Consider the following 15984-nt stretch of genomic DNA (forward strand, 5'->3'; position numbering starts at 1 on the left):
AGGCTCAGTAAGGTATAAAAATGAAAAATGTAATTAAGACTTTTAGAATAGAAAACGATTTGTTAAATTTGGTTGAGGAATATTTGAAAGATAGTAAGTATAATTTTAGTGATTTGGTTAATGCTGCTATTATGAATTTTATATCTACTGGCGATATCGAAGGATCTAAAAAAAATACTTTATTGTTAAGAGAAAATAACAAAGAAGTTGAGCTTAGGATATCAGTATCTAAAAGTGAATATAAGTATTTGGTTGATTTATCCAACAAACATGGTTTTAACTCAGCCACTAAAGAGGCTAAATTTTTATTGTTAAATCTTTTAAATTCCGATAGCCCTATTTTCAATAATATTGAAATGGAGGAGTTAAGAAAATCTAACTATGAGCTTAATATGGTTGGTAGGAATATTAATCAAATGTTGAAAGTATTATACGAGCAGGATTTGAAAAATTTTAAAGTAAATTATGAAAATTTAATATCAATAGTAAAAGTAGTGAATGACAAAATTTCTGCTGTAAGTGATAAGATAGAAAAGTATATCAAGATTTTAAATTTGAAGCTAAAGTAATATTAGATGAGAAAAAAAAGAATACTTGATGACGAATGGTGGCGACCCAAAAGAGTTATTACCGATTTAGAAAAAAAGGCTAAGAGCTCTTACGCATATAATAATCAACGAGGTATTTATAAAAATAGATTTAAAAGTGTTATTACATATACAAAAGCACCTTCAAAAAAACAAACGGAAGTTGTTATTAAATTTACTGGATCTAGTAAAAATTATGAGGGACTAAAAGCACATCTAAGATATATTTCTAGAAATGGCGAGGTTGAAGTTCAAAGCTCTGAAGGTTGTAAATTTATAGGAAAAAGTGATTTAAATATTTTGTCTGAAAGCTTTAATAGTGGCGATCGCATACCAACACAAAGAGAGATAAGAGATAACTCACTAAAAGAGCAGAGGGAAGCAATACATGTTGTTTTTTCTATGAAGGATTATCAATTTGCATCTGGTGCTAAAATTAAAAAAGCAGCAATGAATTGTGTATCAAAAATGTATCCAGATAACTACTTTTGTATAGCAATACATAATGATACGGATAATCCACATTGCCATTTAGTTTTAAAGGTAAAAGATTATTTAGGTAGGAGAATAAATCCGAAAAAATCTGATATAGCCAATATGAGATTATCATTTGCAAATGAGCTTATCAAGTTGGGTGTTGAAGCAAAGGCTACAACAAAATCTAACTCTAGAAATTCTGAAAATGATAAAGGAATTTACATTGCTGGAGATTATAATAATGGTGAAAAACACAAAGCACATCATTATAAAGTTACTGGCTATGGTAGAGCAAATTATAAATTTGATAAAGATAACGAGGAAAGCTTTTTTGTATCATATATGACTACAAAAGGTAAAGAGATTTTTATTTGGGCTAACGATCTTGAGAGGGTTGTAAAAGAAAACGACGTCAAAATTGACGATTATTGCAGATTTGTAATTACGGCTGAAAGCCCAGTAACATTTAATGTTCATGATAAGAAAAAAAACGTTTGGTATGAAAAAACAGCTTATAAAAAAGTCTGGGACGTTTCTATTGAAGATAAGAACGAAAAGGTTTTAGAACCTCTTAAAAATTTTACTCCTAACGACTACAAACAAATTGACGAGCCATATAATGAAGTGGTAGATTTTGGCATTGATCACTATCAATTTAATTACGATATGCCAAAAAGCTATTTTGTGAAAATGCTTAATCCAAATAGAAAAGAATTTTATATTTGGGGAAAAGATCTAGAAAATATCATTAAAAACGAAAATATAGTATTTGGCGATAAATGTAAATTTAGGCAGCAGGGCAAAGACGAATATGGCAAAAATATTTGGGTTGTTGATATACAAGGCAGAGATACTAAAGCAACTATTAATAGAAAAACAAATATTGCAGTGACCGAAAATAAAACTTCAGCTGGAGCAGTCGATAAAAGTAATAAGACCAAGAATAAGAGCAAAGGCAGCAATAAAAATATTGACTTTTAGTTTTTTTAGTAGTATAGTTCCTTTTATAAAACATGCATATGAATTTACTCCGTTGGAGTTTGTAACTCATGTTTTACTTAATGCATGTTTCCTAAAGAAATTTAGGTTTTTACCCGTTGGGTCTGTATAATAGGGGCTATTAAGCCCCTATTTTTATTTGTATTTTCTCATCCACTCTGTTTTTATATCTTCAAATCTATAAGAATATTGACTTTTAGTTTTTTAGTGGTATAATTTCTTTTATAAAACATGTGTAGAAATTTACTCCGTTGGAGTTTGAAACTTATATTTTATTCAATGCATGTTTCCTAAAGAAATTTAGGTTTTTACCCCGTTGGGGATTGTAAAGGGGGCTATTAAGTCCCCGTTTTTATTTGTATTTTCTCATCCACTCTGTTTTTATATCTTCAAATCTATACTCGAGATAGCTAGTTTGTGTGTTTCCATCTGACCAAACCAGTAGTTTTATTTCAGTTTTATTGTCTTTTGTGATCGATACAATATCATACCCCTGAACTTGGCAGCCAAAAGTATATATATTAAATTGCTCATCTATCGCTTCGGTATCAAAGTGAAATTTAGCAAGCTCGTCATCAAAATCGTTCTCTTCTAACTCATTATACTTATCACAAAGTATCCATCTATCAGTATGTCCATTTGATTGATAAAGCCCATTGCACTCCATATTCCAATCAAAATTAGCCTTGCCAGCAGTCTTTGCTAACTCGTCAATAAAGTAGCTATAACTCTCTTCCATATCTGAAACGTATTCAACTCTTTCATAGTCAAATTTCTCTAACGTTCCAAAACCAAGTCCCTCAGCAAGCTGGTCAATATACTCAATATCATTTTCTTTACAAAATTTGCTACTCATAATTTTGTTAAAATTGTCGTTTTCATCGTTAGTAAAAGTTATACCAAGTTTTTCTTGAAGTGCTTGCCACTCGTCAAAGTTAAAGCAAAGTAGCTCAAAGCCATCACTTGTGCCATCGCAATAAATCACTTTTTGAGGCTCTTTTAAAAATACGCCCAACTCCTTTTCTCCTAAAAAAAGCTCATATAATTTCATCTCTTATCCTTTGTTTTATTTAAAAAGTTAGTATTTCTAACTTTTTATAAGAGAATTATATAATAATATTAACTATTTGTCAAGAGAAAAGTTAGTATTTTTATAACTTATTTTATAAAATAGTTAAAATTTTTACCCTTTTGGGAGAAAAAGGGTAAAAATCTAATTATTTGAAATTTTTTTGATAATTTCGCTTAATATTTTAAAATCTGCAAGCTCAGTTTGTAGTTTTTGATTTTCTTTTAGTAGATTGATCGATTGTATTGTTTGGCTGCTAAATTTATCAGTGGTTATTGCCACTTTCAAGCTGCCCTCGGTCATACCGATTTTTTCCGCTAGCTGTTTATATGTTAAATTTTGCTGTTTGCAAAATTCTTTTACGTCGGCTGCTGTCATTCGCTTTTTCTTTTCATATCTTCTACAAGAAGTTTTCTCATATAAGCATTTCTAGCTAGAAAAGTTTCATCACACTTTTCATCCAAATAGGTTATTTCTTCTTGAGTAAGATAAATACTTACTTGCACAGTGTTTCTCTTTTGTTTCTTGTCTTTTTTGTCTTGCATCTCATAAGTTTTTACTTTGCTGTTTTGCAAAGCTTCTTCAATGCTAACGGTCGCTCTCTCAGTCATACTTCAATATCCTTTTAATAGTTTTTATATCATATTAATATATTTAAAATTAAAATAATATAAATTAAGATTTGCTTTTTATAGCTTTTAAAAGTCTTCTATATTCGTTAAAAAAGCTCGAGTAGCTTCTTTTTGATAAAGAGCTTTCATTATATAACTCAGTAAAAGACAATCCATAGTTTGCAGCATTATTGACAATTTTTGAATTTTTGAAATAAAAGGTTGGAATATCTTTATATCTTTTATCAAGCTCATTTTCCAAAAATTCCTCTTCCCTATCATCCTTATAGTTGGTTGCAAGAAGTATTATATTTGGATTTATTGAGATAATTTCGTTTATCGTTTCTACTGTTCTAATAAATGAATTATATGTTGGCAAACAAGGGATAATTATTACATCGCAGTTTTTTATAATGTCTAAAACTCCAGAAGCAGAAAATCCTCCAAAGTCATATACGCAATCGTCAAGATCTTTGACTTTGTCTAGAATTTTTGCTTTGTCTGGATATATCTGCTCGATACAAGAATTATCATTTGATTGCAAAAAGTATCCAAAATCTTTTGCAATACTAAAAGCAAAAGGCGTTTTACCTACGCCTCCTTTTTTATTTAATAGAGCTATTTTCATTATTTTATCCTTTTAAAATTTTTACGAAAGCATTATACTTTTTAAAATATTAAAATAATATAAAATAAATTATAAAGATAATATTTCTATTATAATAATATAAATACTATTATCTTTCTTTATCTTTTGTCTTTTCTTGGATACTCTCTCTAGCTACTAAAAAATCGGTAAAGTCAAAGCCTTTTTTTAGTGGTTCTTTTATGCCGACGTTCCTGGCAATTTTATTCCAGTCAATTACTTCTATTGTTTTGCAAACATCCTTTAAATCTTCTCTTAAGGCTTTTGCCCCACTCTGCCCTGCTTCATCATTATCGTATGCTATAGTTACATTTATATCTTTAAAAAGCGGTATATATTTCTCGCTAACTCGAGCACTTGCAGATCCAAGAGTAATAGCATTAAAGCCACTAGCAAGAGCGTTTAGGCAGTCTTTTTCACCCTCGACAATAAAAATCGTTTCGTTATCCTTTTGATTTTTTGCAAAATCTTTGAGATCACTCAGGTTAAAAGGGCAACGTTCTCTATTTTTTGAAAACATTACTTTTGGCAAGGTCACTAAATTTCCATTATCACCAACAAATGGCTGAGGATTTTTATTGTATTTCCAAAACGTTAAGCAGTCGCCATTCTCGTTTCTGATAGGCATAATTAACCTATCGGCTTGCTTTGAATAGCCAATTTCATACTTCTTGGCTATGTTTTCTTTTTGCTCTTTTGTTGCAGTTGGCAGAGTTTGAGATAGTAGCTCCCAAAATCTTTTGAAATTTTCTTTTCGCTCTACCTGGAATTTATCTATAAAGTCTTGTGTAATAAAGCCTTTACTTGCTGTTTCACTCTTATTTTTTTTGATTTCAAAAGAGTTTTTTAATGCTGCCATCTTTGTTATGTATTCTTTCTTGATAGAATAAGTCTTTTCGGTATATAGGTGTTTGTCTGTTTCTAGCCACTCCATTTCTATCTTTGAGTCAAACACCATAAGATCATCAAGCGGTTTTATTTTAGAGATAGCCCAATAATAACCTTTTGTTATATCTGAAGCATTTTCGCCGTATCCGACGTAAATTCCACTTTTATTGTCTATTACATTTAAGCCAAAAACGACGGCTGCAGCTCTTATTTCGCTAAGTGCGTCTTTCTTGAATTTGGGCTTTTGATTGCTACTAAATTGAATATCTTGCGGTCTATTGATTATATCGTTTGCTCTGCTGAAGGCATCTTTTTGGGACATATTTTCAAAGGTTGTCATAAAATCTATAATACTACCATACCAGCCGCTGCCAAAATCTTTTATTTTGCCGTCCTTTGGATTTATGGACGCACTGGCTGTATTTTCATCACGTATTTTAAATTTATAGTGTCTATCGACGTTATAACCTAAAGTTTCTAAAATTAAGGCAGTTTCATCTTTGCTGTATTGCATTTTTTATCCTTTTATATGTAATAAAAATTATATTACTATAATATATTTTAAATTATATTAATATAAAAAATATTAATACAACTCCTTGCTACTATTTGCAGCAATATTTGCTTGGCTACCAGCTTCTAAGCCGCTTTGCTGCTGAATATTTTGCTTCTTGGCTCGTTTGGCTTCATCAATAATTTTTAATGCCCTACTTTCAAATTTGCTTTCATAGGTCTTGTCTTTTTTCTTTCGCTCGAGTTCATTTAGGACGATATTCTTTTCACTCTTTAACAGCTCAATAAGATCATTTTTAGGATAGTTTTGCTGCTCAGATAAAAACGATTTTAGATCTACTAAGTTTGATTTGGCTTCATCAAGATCTTTTTGCTCTTTAGAGATAAATTTATCCATATTATCAAAATAGTTATTCATCCTTACAAAAAATCCATGTAATCCGACCTGGTCTTTTAAATCCTGCCTTGTGCCGTTCATAGCTGAGTTATAATACATATTCTCAGGTGCTAGTATCTCGCCACTTTCTTTGTTTGTTAGCTCAAAAGTTATACTATTATTCAAGCTGCTATAATATCCACTTACAACAAAGCCCTTATACTCGCATACGTCATAGCTTTTCTTTGGTGTTTGAAACATCAAATTTATAGTTGCTTGAAATTGATCTTTCATCTTGTTTTGGATTTCTTGAGTATCCTTTGCAGCACTAGCTTTTGGAATAAAGAATTCTTGCTTAGATACTTCGTGGTTATAAAGATTTGTAGAAAACATGGCACATCTTAGCCCATCGCTACTCTCAAATTTGCCGACATACTCTTTTGTTTTGTTAAACAAGTTTATTCTTTTATTAGAAAATTCTATCATCTTTTCTAAATTGTGCATTTCGGCTTCTTTTTGCTGGAAGTCTTGAGTATATGCCTTTTTCTCTCTTTCTAACCTTTCAAGCTCATTGTTTATCTTGAAATTTGTTAGTATTAACGGATTACCACTAGCAATAGCCTTAAGCTCCTCGTAGTTAACTACCTCCTCCTCAAATCCGCTTATATGGTTCTCATCTACAACGCACTTTCTAAATTTGGTAATGCTCTCCGCCTTTTGCTTTACTGTTTGCAACGAGGTTTCATCATAGGTGTTCAAAGTAACGTAATAATTTACATCTACCTCAAATTTGTCCCCATATTTTTTAAGTAGTTCATTGCCTTGTCTTATGACACGACCATTTCTTTGTGTTAAATCGCTAGGCTTCCAAGGTATATCAAGATGGTGTATAGCGGTTACTCTCTCTTGCACGTTCGTTCCTGCTCCCATCTTGCCAGTAGATCCTATCAAAACTCGAATTTCACCACGATTTACCTTGTCAAATAGCTCGTATTTTTGTTTGTCCGTTGTCGCATCATGGATAAAGGCTATCTCGTTTTGCGGTATTCCATTTTTTACAAGCTTTCTAAGCAAATCACCATATAAGAAAAATCTATTATCATTGCTATCTCTATCAGTTTCAGATATAAAGTCGCTATTAATATCTTTACCTTGCTCGATAGCATCATTGATATTAATAAATTCTTCTTGCTTTGCAGGACTTACCTCTTGTTCTGCTGCCTTTTGTTCATCTATTACTATATTTTGGGATTGTTGAGATGGTGACTTCGGCGTTCCCATATCTAAAAAGACAAGCTGAGTGCCTTTGTCATTATTCCATTTTTCATAAGTGTTTATGATATTTTCTACTGCTTTATTGATTTTTGAATTTGGATCATCTTCAGCAAAAGGATCTATCAGCCTATAATCCAAAGCACAGTATTTAGCATCATTTGTTACTTTTAAATGGTTATCAATTCTAGGATCATCTGGCATATTTTCAAGCCTATAAATAATAGATCCCTCATTAAATTGTCCATTTTCTTGCTCTACGCCTATATACTCTTTTTGCAGGTCACTTGCTGGACTTTTAGTGTGTTTAATATTTACGTTAGGGACAAAGTTGCTGCCAAGCTCCTTTTTTATATCATCGTTGGTTATGACGTCGGCAAAATCAAGATAAGATCCGCCAAGTGTATTTAAATTTTTGAAGCCAGTAAATCTAGTCACAATTTTATAGTCGCCTGCGACAGCACCAGTTTCATAAACTCTATCAATATCTGCGTATGTTTTAGCCCAGGCATCAAAAGAGTCAATGCCTTGATCTTTTAGTGCATTTGGGGCAAGGTATCGCTCTATTAAATAAAGCTCTACCAAGCTATTGCTAACTGGTGTTCCAGTTAAAAACATAATTTTAGCATTGTCTTGGTTATGCAAATAGGTTGTTTTTGAATACATATCCATTGCTCTATCAGAGCCACTTTGAGTTCCTAAGCCTTTAACGTTCTCAAGCTTGGTAGAGTATCTCAAATTTTTATACATATGGCTTTCGTCGACTATTAAATAATCAACGCCTAAGTCAGAAAAATCAAGCGTTGTGACGTTCTTGTTTTGATCCTCTAAAATCTTAGTCACATTGTCCTTTAAAGATTTTAGCTGTGTTTCCATACGCTTAACTGACGGACTTTTTCTATATCCGCTGCTATTTTCTTCCCTAATAGCAATTGCTTGCTCCAGCTCAGCTATCATATGATCAAGCACTTCTTTTTGGCTTTCAGCTGGGGCAGGGATCTCTTTAAATTGTGTTTGTTTCATAATAATGGCATCGTAGTTTCCATTAGCAATTTGGGCTAAGAATTCAGCCCTCTTGTCTTTGCTCATAGACTTATCTTCTGCCACAAGCAGCCTTGCTTCAGGATAAGCGGTCAAAAATTCGTTTGACCACTGGCTAACCAAGTGATTTGGGACTACGACAAGAGGTTTATTAACTATACCAAGTTTTTTTTGCTCCATGATCGAGCAAATTGCAGTTAAGGTCTTACCTGCTCCCACTTCGTGATCGATCAGGGTAACTTTTTCATTGACTGCTCTAGCTACAGCATCTTTTTGGTGCTTTCTTAGGTGATATGCTTGATTTATGCCGCTAATTTGTAGATAATCCCCATCATAATGTTTTTTGGCATAGCAGTTAAACTTTTCATTGAAAATACTAGCGATTTCCGTTCTTCTAGCATAATCTTTCATTATCCACTCGTCAAACTCGTTTCTAATAAGATCAATCTTTCTAGTGACCTCTTGCGTAGCTACCATATCAAGCTCTTTTTCATACTCAGGATAGCCATTTTTATTCATTTTGATTGAGCCATCTAAATTTAACTTTGGTCTATCAGTAGTCACGTAAATTTTTAAATACACGCCATTTAAGGCAGCTTGTGCTATCTCATATGGATCTTTATTTAGACGACTATTATCAGGATGATAATATGCATATTTCTTTTCAACCTTGAAATTAGTATTAGGATTTACAGATCCCTCAAAAACCCACTCAGCATTTATTGACGAGCAAAATATATCCAACTTTGTATTTTGGTGTAGCTCAAATTTTTCTTTAAAAAATTCCTCATAGTATTTCATAGGTATCCACGAAACTCCAATTGTTGGATTTATCTCACTAGCTGGTATATCTTTTGGCAATACGTCTTTTAGGCTTTCGACGTTGTTGTAAAATAATGGCTCTGTCTTTGCCAGATCTTCGGCTTTTTTGTATTTCTCCTTAACGTTGCCAGATAGATATTTTGGGGCAAATATGTATTCAGTATTGCCTTGTTCGTAAGCATCAGGATCTATAAAAATTAATTTTTTATCCAATAGCTCCTTAGAAACATCGTAAGGATCTTTATTTAGATGATTTGCGATATAAGGTATGCTTATTTTTCCGTTGACGTTCATACTTGCATATAAACCATCTGCTGCATTATCAAATTCTATCTTAGGGCGAGGTCTTAAAACTCTTTGCTTGAATACATCGGCTTTTTTAAATGAGTTTTTGCCGCCGTCTTTTTCTAAGCCTTTTATATTGCTAAAATCTGCATCATCTTTTAAAACGTTTATAATGCTTCTATTGTTTAAATAGCTGTTGCTTTTAACAAAGTTATCATAGATAGCATTTAAATCGTTTCTCTTATCAATAAGTCTTTGATCGTTATCATCTATATCTTGCTTTTCAAGAGCAAAAAGCTCTTTTCTACAATCTCTTAGCTTAATATAGTCCTTAGCTATTTTTTCTTCTTTAGCACTAAATATTACTTTTTTGTTTTTTCACGCTATTTTTACTATTTTATCATGATAAATTTTACTAATTTTAAAACTTAGTATTTTATAAAAAAATGTATATTAGACATTATTTAATATCTAATATACATTTATTTTTATTGTTTGTCTTTAAAGTATTTGATTAATATAGACCTATCAGCATCTTTTAGCAGCCTTACTAAGGCTCTTCGATAGTTATCTCTTTTAGCTGTATTCCAACGCAATAAGGTATCGTATGGAATGCCAGTTATTTGTGAAAGCTCTTTGAGTGTCATAGTTAAAATTTTTACTTTACTATTTCATCAATTGCTGTATTTTTCCCATTTATACTTAATGTTCCTCTAAACGGGTCATATATATTTTCTAATTTTAATGTTGAAGTTGCAGTTAAGCAATTTTTTGCTTTTATACTTTGAGCACCTTCATTTCTATAGTGATCATTTTTTCTACAATCCAAAAAGGTATTTATAGCTTCATCAATATGTTCTTTGTAATACTTACCAGTTTTTGGCTCTTCAACCTTTTTTGCTTCTTCGCCACCACATCCAGATAAAACTCCAATCAATAAAGCAGAAAGTGCTGCAACTAAAATTGATCTTTTCATATTTTCTCCTTTGTTTTTATGTGATTATACATTATTTTCTATTATTTTACTATAAATTATATTAATATAATTTATTTTTTATCATTTTACTATTATTTTACCATTGCCACTGAAAATAATTGTGCCATTAAAGTCCTTTGCTATTGCGTTTAAGCCCTGCAAGGTAACTGGATTAACGATCTCCATAGGATATTCCCCAGTTTCTTGCTTTATTTTTTCTAGCTCCTGATTAGCGTGTATTAAAGGTGAAATCGTATACGTTCCATAGATTATTAGAATAAAAAATAGGATATAAATACCAATAGCCCAGTATAATTTTATATATTTATATTTTTCCATTTAATACCTTTTTAAATTAGTTTTCTAAATACGTCAGCCTTTATACTGGCTAAATAGTAGTCTTGTTCGTTCTCTGTTAGTTTCTCAAAATATGTTTTTAATTCATTAAATTTTGGGTTATCTTCAATGTTGGCCATAATAAAATTATATAATTTTTGTCTTGATTTTTCCCAGTTGTATAGCGTTCTTAGCTCTATTTCTAGCAAATTCGCAATTTCTTTTTTATCCATAGCTATTAAACCTTACTTAAAATGTTTTTTAACTCCACAATAGTTTTATGCTTTAGCAAAAACTCCAGCAACTCATCACCGCCAAAGAAGTAAGGGTCTTCATCTTCCTTTTCAAAATACATTACGGATCTCTTTAGTTCATTAACAAGAGGATCTAAATCATTATTGATAATCTCAAATTCTGCTGAGCTATCGCCTGCTACTGATACCTTTATTGTAGAGTATCCATTTTCATCAATGCTAGACAATGGCTGAATTTTAACACAAAGACCATCTAAAAAGACTTTATTATTCTTGCTTATTGACAAATTATTGTCATAGGTAAAATTTGACTCACTCCAGTAATCGTTTAGCACCTCGATTTGGTTCACGTCGAAGTTAATTTGTTCTGCTTGTGGCACTTTAAACATTATTTTTCTCTAGTTGTTTTGTTGTTTTGTTGTTTTGTTGTTTTAACTTATCTTCTTCAAATAGATAAGACAATAAAAAACCAAGACTAATGCAAACAAATAACATTAAAAATCCAGCAAACAAAGCGTTTTCTATACTATTTTTTATAATTACTTCCTCGCCAAACAACCATGTAAAAAACTCAGAAATTCTTAATTCTAATTCTTGATAACCTTTATACATAGATTTTTTCCTTATTCAGTAACCTTTTAACTAATAAAAGTCCCAAAAAATTGGGACACTTTTGCCACTAAGACGTTAAAATTTGTTTTTTTCGTGGGACACTTTTTATTCATCAAAGCTGCTAAATAAATTTTAATGCATTAATCATATGCTGTAAGGTTTCAAATTCAAAATCAAATATTTTACCATTTTCTTGATTGATCGCTTTTGCATGAATTTTCTCATCGTCGCCTTTCCAAACATCTTGCAACTTGCAGGAGTCGTACCCACCATCATATTTATTTTTCGTGCTGAAATGCCTGCCAATATATGGTGTTAGTTCTGTAACAATCTGACCAGTCAAAGGATTTACTTTTGGAGCTTCCTCTGGCTTTGGTTCGGTATGTTTTTTTAAGCTTTTTAAATCTTTAATTTGCTCACTAAGCTCGCTTCGATCTTTCTCAGGTGTAAAATAGAATTCGATGCCTATAACCTTACCACCACGACCACGCCCATTAGGATCTTTAATTTTTTTGTATGTTAAATTTTCAAAAATATTGCGATTATTATTAAATAAATCACGTTCTGCTGACAACTCTTTAATGCAAGGTTTCAAAATTCTAGCATCTATGTTATGTTGTGGATAGCCTTTTGGTATTTGCATAATTTCGCAAAATTCATCCCACTTATTTCTAAATAGTGTCACCACCCCACTATTTCTAAATTGTTTTAGAAGCCGGTAAAGCGTTTTTGCATATTTAGAATTAATATTGACAAATTCCAATAATTCAAAACGTGTAAAACCAAGCTGATAATTTGTTATAAGCTCATAAAAGTCTTGTTGCGCTGTTATTTCTATGGTGTTTGTTTTATAATCAAACACTAGTTTTTCAAAGCACACAAAAGCATAAGCTTTCGTTGCTGTTGTATATTTGATATTATAGTTTAGTATTTTGTCAGATAGACTTTTAAACATTTCAAGCATCTTATTAGTGCTTTCTTTGGTATTACGTAAATCGTTAAAAAAATCATATATATCAATTTTTACACTTCTATTATCTGCTAGTTTGGATAAGATCTTAACAACCATATCCATCTCTCGCTCGGTTAGTTTTGGCATAGGCAAAAAGTTAAAGTCGTTAGAATATTGAACGATTTCACGCACTGACATTTTTTAAATACTCCTATAGCTTTTATGTAGTTATTATATAAAAAATACATAAAAATATCAATAGTATTTTTAAGTAGTAAATTTGTAGTTTTAAAGTAGAAAATTTGTATTTTTAATGTAGTAAATTTGTAGTTTTAATATGGCATAAATACTCTTGGTAGAAAATTTGGGTCTATAATATTTTTGATTAAAGCCCCATAAGTAGTAAATTTGTAGTTTTAAAGTAGAAAATTTGGGTCTATAATTTGGTAGAAAATTTGTAGTTTTAAAGTAGAAAATTTGTATTTTTAAAGTAGAAAATTTGTATTTTTAATGTAGTAAATTTGTAGTTTTAATATTTCGCCAGAGCCATCTACATCGAGGCTACAAAGCCATATAAAAGATAAAGAAAAGTTATGTTAAAAAGATAAAAATCGCGTGCGCGTGCGCGAAAGAGAAAAAACAACAATTATTTTTAGAAAATAAACTTAGGCAATCATTAAAAAGAAGTTAGAAATATTATAACCCCAAATTTACTACTAAGCTTAAATTAAAATTAGGCATCTAAGTCTAGTCAGTTTGTTTATTCCATTACACATAATTTCTTTTAAATTTTATGTAGTAGTACATAATTTTTTTTAGATTTTATGTAATAAAACATAATTTTAAGCTAATTTTAATAGCCCAATAGGTAAAATCTCAACTCAATCAATATTAATACTGTTTATATAAAAATATATTTCAACAATACTGAAACTAAAGTTATTAATGCAATAATAACTTTAGTATCGATTTTTATTTCGATATTCATTGTTATTCCTTTCTACAACTAGACTTAGATGCATGTAAGGGAATAACAATATATTCTATCTCAATAATTATTAATATAAAATTAAACATTTTTTACTTTTCTCAACTTCTCTGTTATTTTCTTTTAACAATAAAGTATTTTTTTAGATCCTTCGATATCGCCAGTAGATATAAAATTCATAATAGCAGCATTAACCAAATCACTATTTGCTGTTGAAAACAATTATTTTCAAAATAAAAATGTCAATATGTCCTATTTATTGGGCTTTTAAAAGTGTAAAATAATAAAATTTAAGTTTGGGAAGCTTAAAGTAGTAAAAATGGCTTAAGAATTTAACTAAAAATAAGCAAAATTTCGTGATTTCTTAAAAAAATAGATAAGCCCAAGTCGATTATAAAATCTGTCCTTGAGCCGTTAAGAAAAACTAAGGGCTTGCCATAATCTCTACGATTATTGTTTCAACAAATTCCTAAGTATTTTCTTCTTAAGTATTCTGCTTGCTCTTTTGTAATTTCTTTGCTAAGCTGGGATATATTTATTGATGAGTAAAGCTCACTCCAGTATAAGCTTAAATCCCAATTAGGATGAACGTTTGAATTTTTACAATCTAAAAACTTTTTTAAGTCTTTTTTGAGCCACGGCGACAAAGTATTTTCATCTAATATGATATTCTCTTCCATATTACCACCTATCTAAATTTTTATTTTTTTCTTTATCTTGATCTAAATTTTTGTCCTTGCTCTGATGAAGCTTAAGGGACATAAAATAAAAAAGTCTATTTCTCTTTTTTTCATGATCTAAATGTTTTTCTATTGCCACATCTATTATTTTTTCTTTTCTAGCTTGTATAACTGTTTGTAAGAATTTTTTATGAGTATCTGATATATAAGGTGTGCTAGAAATTATCTCATTGATTTTATTAAGATCTATTTTTGATCCTATTTTCTTTAATGAATTTATGCAGTCTTTGTTTTTTGTTTTTAGTAAATAATCATATGGATTTATTTTTTCATCTTTTCTTCGTATAACTGATGGAGGAAAATCGTAAACTATTCTATTTAAATCTTTTTTATTTAGTAAAACATTTTTCATTTCTAGCTCATTATATTGTGAAAAAAGTGAGCAGCCACAATCAAATACTGGAGCTGGTCTTTTATATGTTTGAGTATCTACATTCGCAATAAAACCCCAGTTACCATTATGCCTATCTGAGTTTGCTAGTAATGCATCTGCTATAAACATATCCCAAAACATTTCTTTTACTTCTTTTTCATCAACTGCAAATTGATTTTTTGCTTCTATTGTGTTTAATATATTTCCTAGATCTGCATCATATCCATTTGCTATTTTTTCTTGGTAGGTAACAAAATCTATCATAAATTCATTTGGCTCTATAAAGTCTTTACAAGCTACAACAACTTTATCGTCATATGTTCCGAGGATTGTGTCTTGTGTTTGTATATCTAATGTTTTTAAAATACTACAAGATATATGCTCGGTAACACAAGCATTCATAAAATTTAAATGTGCTGGAGCAACTGGCTTTGGAGGAAATTTCAGCATATAATCTTCGTCATTATATATTATGCCTACTTTTGTTCCACAAAATCCACCATAGCTTTTGGAGCTTTTTTCGCAATTTGTAAAATCTATTTCGTTATCTACCATTGTTTTTCTAATCTGAAAGTTTTTTTATGAGTTCTAAAATTTCGCTTGCTTTGTGCTTTTCTAAAATCGTTGTTATATCTTTTAAAAAATCGTTGTTTGTTTTTATCAAATCACTTATTGCTTGTGATAGTTTTAGCTGCTCTTTTGCTATCATCTCTTTCTTTTTGTTTTCAAGTGACGCTAATTGAGATTTTATTTTTTTAATTTTCTCGTCTATTGAAACTATCTCGCTCATAGCCGTTCTCCTTTTATTGATTAAAATTTTACTTGGCAGTATAGCAGAGTTTTAATAAAATTTCAAGGCAGTTGTAGCTGATTTTTTTAATTTTATGGCAAGTTTTATTGTGTATAATTTTGGTCGTAAATAGTATTAATTGCAGGATAGCCAATCACGCCAAAAATGTAATACATTTTTTTGTGATTGGCATTATCTCTGCGAGGCTCAGTAAGGTATAAAAATGAAAAATGTAATTAAGACTTTTAGAATAGAAAACGATTTGTTAAATTTGGTTGAGGAATATTTGAAAGATAGTAAGTATAATTTTAGTGATTTGGTTAATGCTGCTATTATGAATTTTATATCTACTGGCGATATCGAAGGATCTAAAAAAA

At 30.5% G+C, this 15984-nt stretch carries 17 protein-coding genes; 2 read left to right on the top strand and 15 right to left on the bottom strand.

Annotation, left to right across the window (positions count from 1 at the left end; all coding sequences use genetic code 11):
- The first annotated feature begins 20 nt into the window (after positions 1 to 20).
- Both F3G75_RS09090 and mobP1 read left to right on the top strand, forming a co-directional pair.
- Complete coding sequence (locus F3G75_RS09090; protein WP_149717321.1) at positions 21 to 569, top strand: hypothetical protein; 549 nt, start codon at positions 21 to 23, stop codon at positions 567 to 569.
- 6 nt (positions 570 to 575) lie between these two features.
- The gene (gene mobP1 / locus F3G75_RS09095; protein ID WP_149717322.1) at positions 576 to 2045 is read left to right on the top strand and encodes a MobP1 family relaxase; all 1470 of its coding nucleotides are present in this window, start codon (positions 576 to 578) and stop codon (positions 2043 to 2045) included.
- 370 nt (positions 2046 to 2415) lie between these two features.
- On the opposite strand, the gene F3G75_RS09100 is transcribed toward mobP1, so the two are convergent.
- From F3G75_RS09100 to F3G75_RS09170, 15 genes are all read right to left on the bottom strand, one after another.
- Complete coding sequence (locus F3G75_RS09100; protein WP_149717323.1) at positions 2416 to 3114, bottom strand: hypothetical protein; 699 nt, start codon at positions 3112 to 3114, stop codon at positions 2416 to 2418.
- A gap of 162 nt (positions 3115 to 3276) precedes the next feature.
- Entirely contained in the window at positions 3277 to 3510 is a 234-nt protein-coding gene (locus F3G75_RS09105) for a helix-turn-helix domain-containing protein (protein ID WP_149717324.1), read from the bottom strand.
- Positions 3507 to 3743 (bottom strand): hypothetical protein, encoded by a 237-nt coding sequence (locus F3G75_RS09110; RefSeq protein WP_149717325.1) that lies wholly within the window; start codon positions 3741 to 3743, stop codon positions 3507 to 3509. Before F3G75_RS09110 ends, F3G75_RS09105 begins: the two co-directional genes overlap by 4 nt.
- A 64-nt stretch (positions 3744 to 3807) precedes the next feature.
- On the bottom strand, positions 3808 to 4371 hold the full coding sequence (locus F3G75_RS09115) for a P-loop NTPase family protein (protein ID WP_149717326.1): 564 nt from the start codon (positions 4369 to 4371) through the stop codon (positions 3808 to 3810).
- A gap of 109 nt (positions 4372 to 4480) precedes the next feature.
- A complete protein-coding gene (locus F3G75_RS09120) occupies positions 4481 to 5791 on the bottom strand; it encodes a toprim domain-containing protein (RefSeq protein ID WP_188115413.1) in 1311 nt (436 codons plus the stop codon).
- Between the two features lie 72 nt (positions 5792 to 5863).
- A complete protein-coding gene (locus F3G75_RS09125) occupies positions 5864 to 9949 on the bottom strand; it encodes a helicase-like domain-containing protein (RefSeq protein WP_508610344.1) in 4086 nt (1361 codons plus the stop codon).
- A gap of 295 nt (positions 9950 to 10244) precedes the next feature.
- Complete coding sequence (locus F3G75_RS09130) at positions 10245 to 10562, bottom strand: EexN family lipoprotein (RefSeq protein ID WP_149717328.1); 318 nt, start codon at positions 10560 to 10562, stop codon at positions 10245 to 10247.
- An 81-nt stretch (positions 10563 to 10643) separates the two neighbouring features.
- On the bottom strand, positions 10644 to 10901 hold the full coding sequence (locus tag F3G75_RS09135) for a hypothetical protein (protein WP_149717329.1): 258 nt from the start codon (positions 10899 to 10901) through the stop codon (positions 10644 to 10646).
- A gap of 11 nt (positions 10902 to 10912) precedes the next feature.
- Entirely contained in the window at positions 10913 to 11131 is a 219-nt protein-coding gene (locus F3G75_RS09140; RefSeq protein ID WP_149717330.1) for a TetR/AcrR family transcriptional regulator, read from the bottom strand.
- A 5-nt stretch (positions 11132 to 11136) separates the two neighbouring features.
- Entirely contained in the window at positions 11137 to 11502 is a 366-nt protein-coding gene (locus tag F3G75_RS09145) for a hypothetical protein (protein WP_223154459.1), read from the bottom strand.
- A 31-nt stretch (positions 11503 to 11533) separates the two neighbouring features.
- Positions 11534 to 11764 carry a hypothetical protein gene (locus F3G75_RS09150; protein WP_149717332.1) on the bottom strand — a complete coding sequence of 77 codons (231 nt, stop codon included), beginning with the start codon at positions 11762 to 11764 and terminating at the stop codon, positions 11534 to 11536.
- A gap of 121 nt (positions 11765 to 11885) precedes the next feature.
- Positions 11886 to 12914, bottom strand: coding sequence for a replication initiation protein (locus F3G75_RS09155; protein WP_149717333.1), 1029 nt, complete (start codon positions 12912 to 12914; stop codon positions 11886 to 11888).
- A 1248-nt stretch (positions 12915 to 14162) separates the two neighbouring features.
- Positions 14163 to 14384 carry a hypothetical protein gene (locus F3G75_RS09160; RefSeq protein ID WP_148822274.1) on the bottom strand — a complete coding sequence of 74 codons (222 nt, stop codon included), beginning with the start codon at positions 14382 to 14384 and terminating at the stop codon, positions 14163 to 14165.
- A gap of 1 nt (position 14385) precedes the next feature.
- Entirely contained in the window at positions 14386 to 15372 is a 987-nt protein-coding gene (locus F3G75_RS09165) for a HipA domain-containing protein (protein ID WP_149717334.1), read from the bottom strand.
- Between the two features lie 7 nt (positions 15373 to 15379).
- A complete protein-coding gene (locus F3G75_RS09170; RefSeq protein ID WP_148822272.1) occupies positions 15380 to 15607 on the bottom strand; it encodes a hypothetical protein in 228 nt (75 codons plus the stop codon).
- Between the last annotated feature and the right edge of the window lie 377 nt (positions 15608 to 15984).

Source organism: Campylobacter concisus, from assembly GCF_902460705.1.
GTDB lineage: Bacteria > Campylobacterota > Campylobacteria > Campylobacterales > Campylobacteraceae > Campylobacter_A > Campylobacter_A concisus_Z.

Coding starts and splice junctions, on each gene's coding strand:
- F3G75_RS09090 (WP_149717321.1), top strand. CDS start 21: ATGAAAAATGTAATTAAGACTTTTAGAATAGAAAACGATTTGTTAAAT.
- mobP1 (WP_149717322.1), top strand. CDS start 576: ATGAGAAAAAAAAGAATACTTGATGACGAATGGTGGCGACCCAAAAGA.
- F3G75_RS09100 (WP_149717323.1), bottom strand. CDS start 3,114: ATGAAATTATATGAGCTTTTTTTAGGAGAAAAGGAGTTGGGCGTATTT.
- F3G75_RS09105 (WP_149717324.1), bottom strand. CDS start 3,510: ATGACAGCAGCCGACGTAAAAGAATTTTGCAAACAGCAAAATTTAACA.
- F3G75_RS09110 (WP_149717325.1), bottom strand. CDS start 3,743: ATGACTGAGAGAGCGACCGTTAGCATTGAAGAAGCTTTGCAAAACAGC.
- F3G75_RS09115 (WP_149717326.1), bottom strand. CDS start 4,371: ATGAAAATAGCTCTATTAAATAAAAAAGGAGGCGTAGGTAAAACGCCT.
- F3G75_RS09120 (WP_188115413.1), bottom strand. CDS start 5,791: ATGCAATACAGCAAAGATGAAACTGCCTTAATTTTAGAAACTTTAGGT.
- F3G75_RS09130 (WP_149717328.1), bottom strand. CDS start 10,562: ATGAAAAGATCAATTTTAGTTGCAGCACTTTCTGCTTTATTGATTGGA.
- F3G75_RS09135 (WP_149717329.1), bottom strand. CDS start 10,901: ATGGAAAAATATAAATATATAAAATTATACTGGGCTATTGGTATTTAT.
- F3G75_RS09140 (WP_149717330.1), bottom strand. CDS start 11,131: ATGGATAAAAAAGAAATTGCGAATTTGCTAGAAATAGAGCTAAGAACG.
- F3G75_RS09150 (WP_149717332.1), bottom strand. CDS start 11,764: ATGTATAAAGGTTATCAAGAATTAGAATTAAGAATTTCTGAGTTTTTT.
- F3G75_RS09155 (WP_149717333.1), bottom strand. CDS start 12,914: ATGTCAGTGCGTGAAATCGTTCAATATTCTAACGACTTTAACTTTTTG.
- F3G75_RS09160 (WP_148822274.1), bottom strand. CDS start 14,384: ATGGAAGAGAATATCATATTAGATGAAAATACTTTGTCGCCGTGGCTC.
- F3G75_RS09165 (WP_149717334.1), bottom strand. CDS start 15,372: ATGGTAGATAACGAAATAGATTTTACAAATTGCGAAAAAAGCTCCAAA.
- F3G75_RS09170 (WP_148822272.1), bottom strand. CDS start 15,607: ATGAGCGAGATAGTTTCAATAGACGAGAAAATTAAAAAAATAAAATCT.